The organism is bacterium (genome assembly GCA_016699595.1).
GTDB lineage: Bacteria > Patescibacteriota > Dojkabacteria.
On record CP064982.1, the window covers coordinates 191123 to 206870 of the forward strand.

Annotated in this window: 13 protein-coding genes; 4 read left to right on the plus strand and 9 right to left on the minus strand. The window is 32.1% G+C overall.

Annotated elements, in window-relative coordinates:
* The first annotated feature begins 124 nt into the window (after positions 1-124).
* Positions 125-697 (plus strand): hypothetical protein, encoded by a 573-nt coding sequence (locus IPJ91_01030; GenBank protein ID QQR93724.1) that lies wholly within the window; start codon positions 125-127, stop codon positions 695-697.
* A gap of 463 nt (positions 698-1160) precedes the next feature.
* On the opposite strand, the gene IPJ91_01035 is transcribed toward IPJ91_01030, so the two are convergent.
* Complete coding sequence (locus IPJ91_01035; GenBank protein ID QQR93725.1) at positions 1161-2963, minus strand: M3 family oligoendopeptidase; 1803 nt, start codon at positions 2961-2963, stop codon at positions 1161-1163.
* 101 nt (positions 2964-3064) lie between these two features.
* Between IPJ91_01035 and IPJ91_01040 the strand changes: the two genes are divergently transcribed.
* Positions 3065-3526 (plus strand): hypothetical protein, encoded by a 462-nt coding sequence (locus IPJ91_01040; protein ID QQR93726.1) that lies wholly within the window; start codon positions 3065-3067, stop codon positions 3524-3526.
* Between the two features lie 83 nt (positions 3527-3609).
* Here the strand turns inward: IPJ91_01040 and IPJ91_01045 are convergent, their stop codons facing one another.
* Entirely contained in the window at positions 3610-5694 is a 2085-nt protein-coding gene (locus tag IPJ91_01045) for an ATP-dependent DNA helicase RecG (protein ID QQR93727.1), read from the minus strand.
* 246 nt (positions 5695-5940) lie between these two features.
* On the opposite strand from IPJ91_01045, the gene IPJ91_01050 reads away from it, so the two are divergent.
* Positions 5941-6342: a hypothetical protein gene (locus IPJ91_01050; protein QQR93728.1), complete on the plus strand. Its 402-nt coding sequence runs from the start codon at positions 5941-5943 to the stop codon at positions 6340-6342.
* 133 nt (positions 6343-6475) lie between these two features.
* On the opposite strand, the gene IPJ91_01055 is transcribed toward IPJ91_01050, so the two are convergent.
* The 7 genes from IPJ91_01055 to IPJ91_01085 all read right to left on the minus strand — a co-directional run bounded on the left by IPJ91_01055 (position 6476) and on the right by IPJ91_01085 (position 14921).
* Complete coding sequence (locus IPJ91_01055) at positions 6476-8161, minus strand: FtsX-like permease family protein (GenBank protein ID QQR93729.1); 1686 nt, start codon at positions 8159-8161, stop codon at positions 6476-6478.
* 169 nt (positions 8162-8330) lie between these two features.
* Positions 8331-8996 carry an ABC transporter ATP-binding protein gene (locus IPJ91_01060; GenBank protein QQR93730.1) on the minus strand — a complete coding sequence of 222 codons (666 nt, stop codon included), beginning with the start codon at positions 8994-8996 and terminating at the stop codon, positions 8331-8333.
* A 541-nt stretch (positions 8997-9537) separates the two neighbouring features.
* On the minus strand, positions 9538-10773 hold the full coding sequence (locus tag IPJ91_01065; protein ID QQR93731.1) for an aminopeptidase: 1236 nt from the start codon (positions 10771-10773) through the stop codon (positions 9538-9540).
* Between the two features lie 19 nt (positions 10774-10792).
* A complete protein-coding gene (locus IPJ91_01070; protein QQR93732.1) occupies positions 10793-12121 on the minus strand; it encodes a M20/M25/M40 family metallo-hydrolase in 1329 nt (442 codons plus the stop codon).
* Positions 12122-12441: 320 nt separating this feature from the next.
* Positions 12442-12828 carry a hypothetical protein gene (locus IPJ91_01075; GenBank protein ID QQR93733.1) on the minus strand — a complete coding sequence of 129 codons (387 nt, stop codon included), beginning with the start codon at positions 12826-12828 and terminating at the stop codon, positions 12442-12444.
* Between the two features lie 111 nt (positions 12829-12939).
* Positions 12940-14193: a tyrosine--tRNA ligase gene (locus IPJ91_01080; protein ID QQR93734.1), complete on the minus strand. Its 1254-nt coding sequence runs from the start codon at positions 14191-14193 to the stop codon at positions 12940-12942.
* A 281-nt stretch (positions 14194-14474) separates the two neighbouring features.
* A complete protein-coding gene (locus IPJ91_01085; protein QQR93735.1) occupies positions 14475-14921 on the minus strand; it encodes a DUF1003 domain-containing protein in 447 nt (148 codons plus the stop codon).
* Positions 14922-15009: 88 nt separating this feature from the next.
* Between IPJ91_01085 and IPJ91_01090 the strand changes: the two genes are divergently transcribed.
* Positions 15010-15696 (plus strand): thioredoxin domain-containing protein, encoded by a 687-nt coding sequence (locus IPJ91_01090; GenBank protein QQR93736.1) that lies wholly within the window; start codon positions 15010-15012, stop codon positions 15694-15696.
* Positions 15697-15748: the final 52 nt, after the last annotated feature.

The window sequence follows — 15748 nt, forward strand, 5'->3', positions numbered from 1 at the left end:
TGCCAAGTTGCATAAGTATGTTATAATTTAAATACAATAACTCATCTCTACCGAGATAATACCCCAAGTTATATCTGTAGTTTATATCTTTATGATCAGAAATAAATTACGCAATTTTTCAGGTATGCCAATACTTTTTGGTCTAAATTTATTTGTATTTTTGATGCTCCTTAGTTTTTTAAGACCACTAGACATCGTATATGGGAAGAGTAATGACGATCACAAGACTTGGATTTGTCATGTAAATAATTCTAATGTATATGGAAGTTGTGGATTCAACTTAATTGAAGTTGACAATGATTCTATAGATGGAGAAGGTACAAACGATCACACTCAACATCCTTGTGAAGCATTCCCAGAAGTAGTCATACAGGATATAATTCCTGCAATTGATTCAAATCGTGATGGTCAGCTGGATAAAGACGATTGCTATTGTTCTATTGATCAGTCGTTTTGCCCAATTTCAAATACATCTAGTTCAACAAGCTCAGCTACAAGCATAGTATCTTCGGACACTTCGACGACATCATCTATAAGTTCCTCAAATTCTAGATCTACGAGTTCAGGTAGTATAATTGATAATGGAGAAGTTGGAGGTGTGCAAGACTATGATCCACAGAATTATACTAAATCAAATGTTTTGGTAGATACAGGAAGTGAAAACCTTGTTTTGAGAATTGTAAACTTTATTTTCTAATTTTTGAAGTTCAATTCGATTAAACTACAATATCCAGCTAATTTAGAGATAACCATCTCAACTATCTTTAGAGAGGTCATTATAATCTCCATCATAACATCTATATTGAGACTTTTTGAAAATAACTTCAAGTACAGAAATCTATTCATGAGTAAAACTATCGCATTGATCAATTAAATGCATTTATTTTCAGCTTGATTGGTATAGTGATATAACTATTAGTTGATCAGTATTATAGGTATTAGTACTTGTCAAAGGTTATAAATTTAATTATGAAAAGGCTTGATTGGGTAAAATGATAATAGAAGGAATAATCTAACGTAATCTAAATTTAGTAACATGACCCTTTATGAGATTTAGACAAATCAGTCATATTAAAATTCTTGATTGAGTAGGTTTTGTGGGTTGGCTATATTTATGGTAGAATGAATGCAAATGTGATGTGAAACTAGTAACAAATCCACTACAAGTCAATAGACTCTACATCAGCCCTTATCTGTTCGAGTCCAACTGCCCATGTGGCTTTGTCCCTTAAGTCAATCCCTAATCCCAAAAGTATCTGATTAGGCGATCTATCAGAACCCGCACTCAAAAATTCTTTGATCATCTGTATATTCTGCCTATTCTCCCTGACTTTAGCTTGTAAAATCTTGCTAACAAGAAGGCCGAAAGCATAACTATAAACATAAAAATGCATCCGAATATGTGACCAATGTATCCAGAAGTTCTCATAACCTTCAAGATTTATACTTTCTCCAAGATATGATTTCATATGCTCTTTGAAAATACTGCCAATATCCTCGTTGCTGAGATACTTTGTACGACGAAAAGTTTCATTTAATTCTAGTTCAAACTTATAGCAAGCTATTTGTCTAAAAATAGTAGAAACTTCATCATCTAGTCGCCTAAATTTGAGAGAGAGTAGCTCTTCTGGCTTTTGAGTACTTTTCATTTCTTCAAGTACAAAGTCTTCAAAAAAAGTTGAAGCAACTTCAGCTGTACATGTACTATGACTTGCATTCAAAGGGTCGTCTGTGTATTTACGATTTGTGAAAGTACCATTTATCCCATGACCCATTTCATGTGCTATAGTCAAAATATCTCTTTGTTTGCCTGTGTAGTTTAGCATGATCCATATAGGTAAACTTGGAGTGGTTGTCATGCAAAATGCTCCTCCACCTTTACCCTTTTTGGGATACACATCTATCCTAGAACTGTCTAGAAAATCATCAAAGATCTCTGTAAATTCGCTGTCAAGATTATCAAATACTTTTCTAACGATTCTGCAAGCTTCAGTATAATCGTAAGTTTCATCAGCTACTCCAGATATAGGTATCGATTTTTCAGGATACTCCAATTTTTCTTTGCCTAGCAATTCCGATTTCAATTTATAAAACTTTTGTGAAATATCAAAATTTTCACTTACAACTTGAATCAATGTATCGACAATTTCTTTCTCAAGATCATCATCCAAAACTCTCTCTTGATCAACAAATTGAAAATTTCTCAGTTCATCAGTTGACGCTTTGTCTTGCAAAATTGAGTTTAACTCTGCTGTAGCAACACTGGAATGTTTCTCAAATATTTGAACTACATTTTTGATGGCAAGTTCACGGGCAGATTTATTCGTTGAGGTCGTTAAACTTAATAAAGTATTGAAAGGCATTTTTACTTCTTGATTTGACTCATCCAAACTTATCATCTCTTCGTTATCAATTAATTCGGTAGTAAGCTTGATCCAATTTGTCCTACTAGTGGATTCTTTCATATTCAATACTTTCTCTTCTTTTTCACTCAACAAATGTTCGCCTTCAGTAAAACAGCGGTTCAAAAAGTGTTTCCATTTCGCAAATGCAGATGAATTCAAAATTTGTATTTGAACTTCCTTTGGTAATCTAGAAATAGCAAGCAAGTAAAAAATCGTATTGTTGTTTGCTCTTTCTCTTGTAGCTTCTACCTTTTTGTCCAAGAGCTTTGCTTCGTTGGAATTTTGATTCAATTCCAAAAATAAAGCTGCATAAAGTTCTGCTTTTGTGATGCCGAACTTTGATATGTATGCTTCATAATCCAAGATAGATTCCAACACACTATCCAAACAATACTTCGTGTTTTCTGCAAAGTATAAATGCCATTTATCTTTAAATTCAGAAGAACCTTTGAGCAAATTTTCTAATTCCAAATCAATAGCTGGATCGTTATATGAGTCAAATAGTAGGTTCAGATTCCAGCTATATTTCATGACTTTTTCGAGGTTGTCTGTGTCCATTATTTTCGTTATCATAATTAAATAAAAATACCTTTGACAGGTTTTCTTGGTATGGTCAATTTATAATTGCATTCATTTAACAATATTGAAATAATGTGTATATGAATGTCACACAAATTCTTGAACAAATTACAAGTTTAGTATCAACGAATGGATGGATTGCCATTGTCGGTGTAGTGCTTTTGATATTTGTCTATTCTATCATAAAAAAAACTTTGAAGATATCTATCCTAGCTTTGTTGGCAGTTCCATTGTCATTGTTACTGTCAAGGTTGTATACCTATTTCATTTTTGGTGACCATTCATCGAGTTTGATATCACTAATACTACAATGGAAAGTTTTGGACACGCCAAATGAATATGTACTGTTGATACTTGTGATAGGATTTATAGTCATGAGTGAAATGAAATGTCTGGGATTCTTGATTTCCATTGTAGCAACTGGATATGCGTTCTTGAGGTATTTTTTGGGAGAAAATTCACTACCCGATCTGTTAGTTCCAACATTTATAGCAGTTTTGAGTATATTTATTGCTAGACGGATATTTGCAAAAGTTAGATAAATATTATTTTCAATAATATGGCATTATAAATTATATTGAGTCATTTAAGTCCACCTTAATCATAATTACAGAAAGTTATCACACTATTCATTCTTAATCGCTTTTTTGACTTGTTTGACTAATTCTAAATCCATGATATCTGCAAATTTGAACTTTGGAATTCCAGATTGTTCAAGGCCTGCGATGTCCCCTACTCCACGATTTAGCATGTCATATTCTGCAAGCTCCATCCCATTAGAATGATTCGAAAAATACTCTAAACGAAGATTTTGAATCTGTTCTTTTTCGGAAATTTCAAAATCATCTGCAGGTTGAGTCGAATTAGATGGAGTTTTGAACAAGAGGCAATAAGATTTACGATCTCCCCGACCTACTCTACCTCTCAATTGATGAAGTTGAGCAAGTCCAAATCGTTCTGCAGATTCTATAACTATAATGTTTGCATTCGGTATGTCAATTCCTACTTCGATGACTTGTGTAGTTACCAAGATGTCAATAAGTTGGTCATTGAACCTTTCAAGAATATCTTGTTTTTCGGACTCCTTCAGTTTTCCATGTAATAGAGCGACTTTGAAATTCTCAAACTCACCTTTGATTACCTCGTATTCCTTTTTGACATTTTTTAGATCCAAAGTTTCAGATTCTTCAATAATCGGACATATAATATATGCTTGACCACCATTTTGCAGTTCATTCTTCATCCAACTATATGAATCAACTCTTTTGTTTTCAGGCACAACGTAGCTACTAATTGGTATTCTTTTTGATGGTAGGGAATTGATTCTGGAGATATCAAGGTCAGCAAAATAAACCTCTCCAATTGAACGAGGAATCGGAGTTGCAGTCATCATAAGGTAATGAGGAACAAACTTTTTACTATTTTGGTTTCCATTTTTTTCAAATTTCAAAAGTTTTTCTCTTTGTTCTACACCAAATCTATGCTGTTCATCTATGATAACTAGTCCTACATTAGACAGTCTCTCTTCTGCTTGATACAAAATTGCATGAGTTCCAATGAAAAGAGTTGGAGTTCTTTTAGATTTGTCATTTTTTTTGTCAATCTTACTAACTTTAGATTTACTTACAATGCTAGTTACAAGATTTATATCAAAGTCAAAGCTAAATTTCAGGGCATCTTTGAATTTGACAAAACTCTCATAATGTTGTTTAGCAAGCAAAGTTGTTGGGCATAAAAAAGCTACATCCAGTGAGTTTTGAAGTACTAAAAACGAAACTATAGCAGACAATATAGTCTTTCCGCTACCTACTTCTCCTTGCAGTAAACGGCTCATCGGGGTTGACTTAGCTATATCTGTCAATATTTCTTCTAGTGAGGTTTGTTGGTCTTTTGTTAGTTGAAAAGGTAAGTTTATATAATTATCCAAATTATACAAAAATTCTTTTACACTCAAATTCTCAAAATTACTATTACTAAACTTTATATTGACTGCCTGTATTTTTGTTCTCTCGCTTTTCAGCTCATATGCTTTTTTAAGAATGTGATATATCTCGTCAAAGCCTAATCTCCTTTTTGCTTTATCAAGCATATCGAAACTCTTGGGAAAGTGAATGTTTGAGATCGCTGTTTGATAATTAATCAAATTATTGTCAATCCTGACTTGTGTGCTTAGATGATCTGGAATAATGTTTGCCTTAGAAAGTATAGTTGATTCGTTTATACTTAATTCTTTCAATATATAAAGAATCTTGCTTCTGATAAGTTTACTTGAAATACCTTTGGTTTCTCTATATATTGGAGTAATTTTTGCTAAATGCATTGATTTTCTACCATCTTTCAATTTCTCAAATTCTGAGATTTGCAATTTAATTAATTTCAATGTTGAGTTTTTTGCTAGTTTCCCATACATTATGTAGTATTCCCCTACTTCCAAAGCCTTCAACATAAAAGTTTGATTGAACCAATATATTTCAGCCTTTGAATAGTCTTCATCTTCTACTTGTGTAAGTACAAAACTTTTTCCGTACTTTGTGCGAATGAGCTTATTATTCGTAACTTTCACAATGAAAGAGCAATTCTCGTCTTCTTCAATATCTTTAATTTTTTTTACATTTCTAGTATCCATGTATGTTCTCGGAAAATACTTCAATAAGTCAAATGCATCAAATATACCTATACTGTTCATGGCTGAAACGGACTCAGTGTTCATAAGTGGAAGTTTGTATATTGGGGTCTGCAAATTCATCAAAATTATTCTAACAAATTTGAGTTTTCTTTCAAACGAGTGTATTTAGTTTTATTCAGGTGAGAAACTGAAAGTGTTTTGATATCAAGCTTTGTACCTTCTTTAAGTAACTTTGAAAAAATTCTTTTTTTACGATATACTCTTTTCATAAAACAATGTTTATAATTGATCTTTGTTTAGCCTCAAGCTAAATTGAGATGATTGAAAAATATGGGTCATACCACAATGGGACAAATTGATTTCACTTCATTCAATCCTCCAAAAGGATCGTTGAAGGGGTCATATAAAAAGAAAGTAGATAAAAACAAGAAGTTTAGTTCAACAAAGCAATCATTCAGCGAAAGAATGAAGGATCAAAAGGTTAGTTTTGAAGATAACAAACTTCAAGAATCAACTCAAGGTTCAGATATGAAAAACCCTAGATTTGGACAATCATTCAGAAAGTATAACGAAAATGACAAATATGCTAAAAACCATAGTCATAATAAAGACAAGACAAAAAAGATAGGTCCTTCAAAATCAAAGTTCTTCAAAAAAAGAGTTGAAGACAAAAAGTTCGACAAGCCCAAAACTTTTACAAAAGATGAAGTCAAAGCAGAATTAGGCTTCTAATCTTCATTAGCCTGCAAAAACTGAAAGTAGAGGAATTACGGCTAACAGCAGTATTCCTGTGATAGCCATTATCCACTTAAAGGCTTTTGTAACCTTTTCTTTCTTGCCTAACTTTTTGATGTTTCTAAATAATCTATTCATTTCTTATAGCAACTATTGGTTGGATTTTCATAGCTCGCATTATTGGCAAAAATGATGTGAACATTGTCATAATCATTGTAATTCCATATATCACAGCAATTTTCGCTAGTGGAAAACTTATTAAGCTAAAGTTTCCAAGTTGGGTATCTTTCAGTAATGCTCTTAATGCATATTCTAGTACATATTTTATATTAGATGTGTTTAAGTATACCATTAGTACATAGCTCAAAACAACTGCTGTACAAAAGCTTATAGTGACAAGTAGTATAGAATAAGAAAAGTATATAGCAGCTATATCAAGTCTTCTTGCGCCAAAAGATCGAAATATTGCAATTTCTTTTGTACTTTCTGTTACAGACCTCATTAAGATAATGAATATCAATATCATTGCGATAGATAAAAAAAATGTCCCGATATATCTAACAGGGTATCTCTCAATCATATCTAAAAGTTGCTTCGTCCTGGTAAACTTGGATGTCACATTCGCTACGGTATATTCTTTGCCATTCATATTTACATTATTACCGAGCGTTTGAATATCCATGTCAGAGAAACCAAAATCATCATTATTCAATCTATAATCATTTAGAAAACTTTCTTTGCTTTGAGTATTTGCAAATTCAATATAATATTTGTTCCAAGTTAATGTATATTCTTTTAGAAACTTTTCAAAATCTTCATTATTCCTAGCTTGTGAAGCTAATAATAAAATATGACTTTCATCTGAACTATCGTATCCAACTATCCTTATACTAAATCTATTATCAAGAATTTCATAACTATCAACGAATTCACTTGAGATGCCCTGTTCATTCTTGTCTCTTGTTGAAGATATAGTACTTGGGACTAATGCTGCAATATCCATAACTCTACCAATATTGTGTTCTTTTGCTTTGTTTAAGATGCTTATTTTATCTTTAATCGAGCTCAGATCTTCCATAGGTATGCCTCCATTTGTTGGTTTAGTATAATTTTCTATGTAAAGTTTGCTGTATTCTGGATCAATTTTAGCTAAAAGCTTTTCGGGTATTATGGCATCTAAAATCCTACTTTCATTTTCTTGGATAGTTTGACCTTTGAATAGGAAAGATTCCAAAAATACTTTATCGGGATATATCTTTATGCCCCATTCAGGACCATATACTCCACTTGTCTCATATGTATACAAATATGACCCAGCTGAAATGTAAGCCTTTTTATCATCAACGGTATATATATTTAGTACATCAAATCTAGGGGATATATTTGTTACTAGATTATGGTTTTCGAGATCTGGATTTTGTTCTGTAAGCTTGTTTTTGTTTATGAAAGTGACGGTTGACTCGTAGAATGCAATAGGATTGTATTTTCCTAAAAAAGAAAACTCGTTAAATGATAAAGGAACATTTGTACATTGAAAGTTGTCTCCATTTGTATCTATCTCATATTGACTGTGTACTAAACTATTTAGTTCATAGGGATTGTTGCAAGTCACTCGTGAGATTGCAACCAATGCTTTTTTGTCACCTATATCTTTTAGTGCATCTTCAATAACTTTTTGGATAGAATTCAACAAGATTACTCCGCTGGTCAATATAAATACTCCAATTATTACAATACACCCTGAAAATATATTGGAGAGTTTTTTTGTTTTGAATTTTTTTGTTGATATAGAAAATGAATCCTTTATTTTCATCATATTAGTTTTGAAAATCTATGTAATTATTGTAATATTAATAATAATTATAGAAAGTGTCATTTTTGAGTTTATAAAGTTTAAGCCAATTCACTATTTAGTGTGCAGACAAACACATTTTTACATTAGTACTTTTTATTGATATTTCAAATAAATTCGTGCTAACTAAGTTTCAAGTAGTTAGCTTTCCATCTTCAATTCGAATTATCCTATCACAACTTTCAGCTATTTTTTCATCATGTGTTACAATTATTATTGTAGAGTTACTTTCATTATGAATCTTTCTGAAGAGTTTCATAACCTCATCGCTATTTGTTCTGTCTATATTTGCTGTGGGTTCATCAGCTAGTATGATTTGTGGCTTTCCTACTATAGCTCTCGCTATTGCTACTCTTTGCATTTGACCGCCTGAGAGTTCTTTTGGCAAATGATTTAGCCTATCTGCAATCCCAACTTGCTTTGCAACTTCAATAGCCATTAGCTCTCTTGTAGATTTAGTAATATTTCTAAAAAATAAAGGAACTTGTATATTTTCCAAAACTGTAAGGTAATTTTGCAAATAGAACATTTGAAAAATGAAGCCAATTGTCAGGTTTCTATATTCTGAGAGTTGAGAATCATTCAGTTCTGCTATGTTTTTTCCATTAACCGAGATTTCTCCAGAAGTCGGTTTGTCAATTCCACCAATCATTTGCATCAAAGTTGATTTACCTGAACCTGAAGGTCCGACAATTGCGATAAATTCATTGTGTTCAATCTCAAGAGTTATATTGTGAAGAGCATGAACTTCAACTTTTGCAACTTTGTAAGTTTTTGAGAGATTTCGAATTTGTAGCATTCTTAATGATTTGTTTTAAAATAGCCAAAATTATCTATTAGAAATATAAGACTATATCTTTATATATAATATATATGAAAAGGGGGGAACAAGTCAAAACTAAGTTCTTATTGCGATTCTGTTGGACTGCGAAACGATTATCTTTCAACTGTTCCTATAAGGTAAATTGGGTAACTTCTGTATGATAAAGATCATCACTCACGAAATCAATACAATCAAAATGTAAAATCTTTTTGTTTGAGGCAAATTTATAAACTACCAGATACAATCTATAGCACATAAATATTCCTAGAACAGTAGATATCTAAGCACCAAAGATACTAAATTGAAAGTAAAGATAACAATGTAGTGTATACTTTCACTTATCAAAAGTAAAAGTTGATTTTGTGTTCAATAACTCCAACTACTGTTGGGTACAGACTTGGAACTTTTGTCTTATCTATAGATTTGTAAATAAATTCAAAACTTCTTTGTCTTGTCAAAACATTGTATTATGTGTTTTGAATTTCAAATGAATTTCCTGTGCTAATAGACAAAAACGCTATAGTATCTTGAACTCGCCATCTTCGTAAAGCAAAATTTCTTCACCATTCTTCAATATCGCAGTAACTTTGCGGTTTGTAGTTGACATGATATCTACATGTATCGCTGACTGATTGAATCTTAGCTCTTCAGATTTCTCTTCAGTTAGATCTGCGAAATCTCCTGAGTATGTATCTTTGTAACTTTTCCCAATTGCCAAGTGTGTGTTTCCAAATTCTCCCCCAAAGTTTTCATCATACAAAGTAGTAGCCATAATTCTATCAATTCTTGAAAATCTTTTGTCTGTTAAGCTGATTTCTCCAACACGGCTTGCTCCTTCATCAGTTTCAAGCATTGAACATAGCGCTTCTTCATTCTCTTTGGCAGAATATCTGACAACCTTTCCTTTCTCAAAGTGCAATTCTATACCATTAATTATTTGTCCAAGTCTATACAATGGCTGATTGAACTTAATCCAACCATCAACTCCTTGGTTATCGGGACTAGTGAAAATTTCAAAGCTAGGAATATTTCTTCCTGTTCCACCAAGCCATCTTCTTGATTCACCGATTTTTACAGTCAAGTCCATATCTGTCCCTGTAATATGTATGGTATCTATATTTAAACTATTTATTTTATCTTTCAGTAAAGTTATTTGATTTAAGCTCTCTTTATTTTTCTCAATGCATTCATCTTTATCTAAATCTAGGTGACATGCTTTGATGATTTGTTCCCAATACTCCTGAAGAGACATATTCGCAGCTTCAGCCATTGCAGGCGTCGGGTAATCTGTCAAAGTCCAAGTAAACTTGCCATCCAGTTCCTTGTCATCTCTAAAGTCCGTATATGGTTTCCATGCTTTACTTCTTATTGCCAACTTGGTCTGATCTATACCATCGTAGTAATGATGATCATTTGTTGAATAAAAAAAGATAAGATGATCAATGAGATTGATCTTAGCTTGTATATAATTTTCTGGAAAGAAGTTCAATTGCTCTTCGTTTGCAATCTCAAAAAATAACCTAGTTTCATCTCGATCCCTCTCAAGTTCGGCTGGTAAGTAAGTGAGTAACATATGTCCACCACTCTCTAAAATAGCTTTTTGAACATGAAATAAAATTGGTTTCGCATGTTCGTTCATCAAAACATTTACTACATCACCTTTTTTGATGCCTTCGCCAGAATTCAAGGCAAAGTTGACTAGTAAATTTGCAAAGTTTGATAGTATTTGTTGGTTTGGAGTGTATGTTGACATAATGAAAAGTATATTTTTTTTATTGAAATATATTTGTAAATAGTTCTTTTGATAGGCTAAGAGCTAGTTGCAGTGATCTTTTGTGAAAATTTTCATTTACTCCATGCATATTGCAATCTTCATTTGCCAAATTCAGGAAGAACAAATTCTCAGTTATATGTTTTTTTAGGTAGCCAGAAACTGGTAAAGAACCACCAGAGTAATTTATAGTAGGTTTAATTTTATAAACATTCGAGATGCAACGCTCAATTTCTGGAAAATATTTATTATCAAAATTAATTTTAGTTGCATTAGCACCCTCCCTTACATCTATTGTCAAATGGAAATCATTTAATCTATCTAAGAAGTAATCTTCTAAAAGACGTCCGATCTTACTTTCGTTTTGACCCTCAACTAATCTGATATTTAACTTCACTTCAGCAGTAGCAGGAATAATGTTTTTATAACCATCTTCAACAAACCCTGCCTTAATACCAGAAATTTGCAGTGTAGGTCGAAATCCTGTCCTTCTCAAGTAATTGTAACCCAGTTCTCCGACTAAGAAAGGTGTGCCGGTTAATTCATAAATTTCTTCGAATGTAGGTATATTTTCAGAGGTTGCTGTCTCTTCGAAAGAAGTGAGAGGTACTATTCCTTCATAGAAGCCAGGTAAATTGAGGCTATTGTCCCAGTTGATAAGATCGCTCAAAGCTTTGGTTAGGAAGATTGCTGGATTTGGTATTAGTCCTCCATAAATACCAGAATGTAAATCATTTTTTAAACCTAAAATTTTTATACTCATATTCAAAAACCCTCTATATCCACCTGAAATTGTTGGATTATCAATTCCTCTAAGTTCGCCATCTGAGACAATTGCTATGTCTGCAGTGAGTTTGTCTTTTTCATGAATAATGCATGATTCAAGTTTATCACTCCCTGTTTCTTCGTCACCTTCAATAAGAAACTTTATATTGAAATCCAAGGATTGGTTTTTGTTGAGTAGTGCCAATATTGTGTAAATATGGATCAAAAGTTGACCCTTGTCATCTATAACACCTCTAGCAAAAAGCCTATCTTCACTTTCATGTAGTTCAAATGGTTCAAAATCCCAACCATCAGTTAAATCAGCTGGCTGAACATCATAATGTCCGTATATCAAAATAGTCTTAGCATTAGGTTTTTTTGATTTGTAATTTGCGAAGAGTATGTCATTTCCATATCCTGACCATATTTCAGTATCAAAGTTTGCGTTATCAAATAGTTCTTTGAGCCAAGTTACACAATTTATCATTTCAACATGCATATTTGTATCGTTTGATATTGTTTTGAATGAGATAAATTTCTGGAGTAATGCTTGGTATGTTTGCATGATGGTTAATAATTGTTAAAACTTTTTTGATTAGAATAGATAAAAATTATACTACTTTTCGCTGTAATTTGCATTATTGAATAATATAAATAAGGTATTACAAAGTTCAAATATTTGAAAACTTTTATCATTACTACAAGGTTGTTCTAACTTCAAAATATCTTTTTTTATCCAAATTTTGATTCTTTCTTCTGCGAAATAATTTAGTTCAGATTCTAGATGTTTGTTGTGAAATTTGTAGTTACTTTTCAAACGAAAATTAGTATGCTTGCCCCAGTGTTTATATAAAATCTTTAATTCAACAGGAATTTCATACATGATCAATTTTCCTTTTCAAAGACTACATTAAACTTAGGATTTTCTAAAAGTAATAATTTGCCATCTTTTGAAACCAAGTAAGTTGAATTTATGTCGGCAACTAGTCCGTCTAAATCGTTTAAAATTTGCTCTTCACAATACATCAAAGTACTCATAGCTTGCGGAATGTCGATTTTTCCACTACTCACACTTTCAACTTTACCACCACTTATATTGCAAAACTGCCAGTTTACTTGATTGTTTTCAAATTTCAAACTCCCACCCCTATAAGTTTCAGTAGCACGTTCTAGCTTACTAACTTTCCAATTTCCTTGTATTTCATTTGTAGAGTTTATCAAGCTATATTCAATTCCATTTTTTGTTGTATAAATTTTGGATTGAGCTTGCATATTATCTCTAACTACAAAATAAGCTAACATTAGTCCAAAAGAGTATTGTTATAAAAATTGAGATGATGATAAGAGTTTGTTTGGACATAGGTTTAATAACAAAAACAAATTTTATCTTCCCGTTTTTGCTTTTATCTCTTCTTTCATATTCAAAACTCCAGGTTTATTCAAAATCTCTTGTGCTGGTTGCAAAAGTTCTACAAAGTAATCAGCTACTGCAATTTTCAAATCTACGGGATGTAGTTTCTTTGCTAGGAAGTCTTCTTTCAAAGTTGCAAAATCAGTATAGGTCAGATCACCCCCCCATTCTAATTTTCTTTTTATTTCCAATTTCTTATTTAATTTTGATTTTGGATTATCAAGTTTGAAAATAATCTTGTCACACCAGTCAAGTATAGGGTTGAGAGTATCATCACCTTCGGGACAATAAGCATTTCTTAGCTTGCTTCTGATTTCCTCTTCGTTCTCATCCATGAAAATTGCAGTACTTGCTTTGCTTTTACTCATCTTAATTTCCGTTGCAGAGATTTCCTCGCCTTTCTTGACCTTCTGGAGCGTTTCAGTTGATGGTGCTTGCAATCCAAGTATCAATGCATGGTGTATAGCAACAGGTTTGAACCCCAATTCATTTCCTACATCTATTGCAATTACATGTATTTTTCTTTGATCCATACCTCCGTGGACAATTTTGTTGTCCATAAAGAAGATGTCTGCAGCTTGAAGTGGAGGGTAAATCAGACTTGCGAAGTTCACAACCTCCCCTTCAGTCCTACCCATGATATCTATACTTCGTTGAATTCTTGCAAGTGTTGTGTTTTTACTGACTTTTATAAGAGTTTCCCAGTATGTAAGTGGAGATAGAACTTTATCTTGAGCAACTTTCCTGTTTTGTGACTCTGTCACTAAGACATCCTCCCTTGTGAGGGAGGCATTTAAATTATTAGGAATTTTGTCAGGATTATTTTTATAATATTCTCCACTATAAAGTTCAGATCCTGTTATAAATTCAAGTGGATTATCTCCATCAAGCTGAACGCCAACGCATTTTGCTCCAGCAATCATATATTCTTTGAAAAGTCCAACTCCGGTATTTTGAATCAATTCCCAGTCTCCACCAAGTTTTCCGTTGATCCAAGCATGCCAATCTGCAATGAAAATTCTACAGTGAATGCCAAGTTTTTGAAGTTCTTTTATAACCATCATACCTAGTATCCCATGCCCAATGTGTGGTCTACCTGAAACTTCGTAGCCTATATAATGATAAACTTTTTCACCGTTTGCAATTTGATTGAGAAGTTCGGCAAGTCTATCTTCTCCAAGTATTTCTTGAGTTAATGATTTTAGAGTTGTAAGATCTTTTGACATTATTATTGATTGTAGCATGTTTATATGCTTGACAATTTATTTAGTGCTTACTGATTAGTGTTTAGTGATAGTTTCAAAGTGTATAAAAATGTAAACTAACTTTTGTTCAAATAGTGTAACTCTTGTAAATTATTTTATACAAATTATTAAGTATCAACAAATCTTTTGCTAAATTCATAATTAATTTGTGTAAATTGTCTTAAAGGATCACTTTTGAACTTCTTGGTTTGTCCATAAACAGGAAAAATTTGCTTCGTTGAGACAAACTAGCAACAAGTTTTTTATACCTTTATTACTTTTGGTAACGGAATCCTCCCATCCAAAACCTCATCAACTTTTATATTCTTTTCTTGTGGAATTTCGAGTTTATCTTTTTTCGCCAGTTCTTCAATTATAAACTCTATTTTTTCTATAAGTTTTTCGGCTTTCAAATCAGCTATAAAGTCAGCATCATCACGAACTTGATTTCTTTTTTCCTGTCTGTTTTGAGAAATAAGTAATAGAGGCATGAAAGTCATTGATTCTACTGCCAGAATTAAATTCAAAATTTGGAAGGTTTGAGAATCAATTGTAATTTTGGCTTCGGATGCTATCAAAACCAAATTCAATATAATCCAAAAAGCGATAAATATAGTATGTATTATCAAAAATTTCCAACTGCCAAGTATTTGACCAACCTTATCAGCTAAAATTTCAGATTTTTGACTTTGTTTTTCTTGGTTGAACATATATTGATTTTACGAAAATTCTACTTTTACTGCAAATTATTACTATTAGAAAGTTTGTATGTGCTAAAATATTTTGATTATAAATTATATGCATAAAAAAGATATGGATAAATTAAGAAAATACTTACCACAGATATTGGTACTTTTGACAGTGATCTTGTCAATACTTGGTATATATTATCTAATTTCTCGAAATGGAAATAAAGATTCAGAAGTTCTAACTGAATTGAACGCCACAAAGTCTGAGATAACAAAAGGGACGAATGATCCTAAAATAATTGTAGATATTTTTAGTGATTTTCGATGCCCTGCATGTAGATATGCAAATATGACAATTGAACCTGCACTTTATGAAAAGTACAAAGATCAAGTGCAGTTTAGATTTAGACATTTTCCTTTGCCATCTCATGGTCAACTTGCAGTTGATGCTTCCGAAGCTGCTGAGACAGTGTTTCGTTTATCAAACTCTGATACTTTTTGGAAGTATGCAAACAAACTTTTTGTCGAACAAGGTACAGATATGGGAGAAGTCACTTTCACGCTAGATAATTTTGGACTTTGGGCAGAAGAATTTGGTGTAAATAAGGAAGAATTTCTAAATAGCATGAACTCTGCAAAATATAGACAAAATGTTCAAAAAGATATAGATCTAGGAAATAAACTTGGTGTATCTTGGACTCCAAGTTGGTTTGTAAATGGGAAGCTTGTAAAAAGCTCTAGTCAAGATTTAGAAGGTATAAGCAAAGTTATAGATGAAGCTTTAAAGAATTTATAAAGTGTGATTTATTCTTTCAAAATTTGCTGACAATATTGAAAAAATTTGTCGA

What these genes read in the sequence shown, in the direction of transcription:
- IPJ91_01030 (QQR93724.1), top strand. Translation starts at nt 125, where the DNA reads ATGCCAATACTTTTTGGTCTAAATTTATTTGTATTTTTGATGCTCCTT.
- IPJ91_01035 (QQR93725.1), bottom strand. Translation starts at nt 2,963, where the DNA reads ATGGACACAGACAACCTCGAAAAAGTCATGAAATATAGCTGGAATCTG.
- IPJ91_01040 (QQR93726.1), top strand. Translation starts at nt 3,065, where the DNA reads ATGAATGTCACACAAATTCTTGAACAAATTACAAGTTTAGTATCAACG.
- IPJ91_01045 (QQR93727.1), bottom strand. Translation starts at nt 5,694, where the DNA reads ATGAACACTGAGTCCGTTTCAGCCATGAACAGTATAGGTATATTTGAT.
- IPJ91_01050 (QQR93728.1), top strand. Translation starts at nt 5,941, where the DNA reads ATGGGTCATACCACAATGGGACAAATTGATTTCACTTCATTCAATCCT.
- IPJ91_01055 (QQR93729.1), bottom strand. Translation starts at nt 8,161, where the DNA reads ATGATGAAAATAAAGGATTCATTTTCTATATCAACAAAAAAATTCAAA.
- IPJ91_01060 (QQR93730.1), bottom strand. Translation starts at nt 8,996, where the DNA reads ATGCTACAAATTCGAAATCTCTCAAAAACTTACAAAGTTGCAAAAGTT.
- IPJ91_01065 (QQR93731.1), bottom strand. Translation starts at nt 10,773, where the DNA reads ATGTCAACATACACTCCAAACCAACAAATACTATCAAACTTTGCAAAT.
- IPJ91_01070 (QQR93732.1), bottom strand. Translation starts at nt 12,121, where the DNA reads ATGCAAACATACCAAGCATTACTCCAGAAATTTATCTCATTCAAAACA.
- IPJ91_01075 (QQR93733.1), bottom strand. Translation starts at nt 12,828, where the DNA reads ATGCAAGCTCAATCCAAAATTTATACAACAAAAAATGGAATTGAATAT.
- IPJ91_01080 (QQR93734.1), bottom strand. Translation starts at nt 14,193, where the DNA reads ATGTCAAAAGATCTTACAACTCTAAAATCATTAACTCAAGAAATACTT.
- IPJ91_01085 (QQR93735.1), bottom strand. Translation starts at nt 14,921, where the DNA reads ATGTTCAACCAAGAAAAACAAAGTCAAAAATCTGAAATTTTAGCTGAT.
- IPJ91_01090 (QQR93736.1), top strand. Translation starts at nt 15,010, where the DNA reads ATGCATAAAAAAGATATGGATAAATTAAGAAAATACTTACCACAGATA.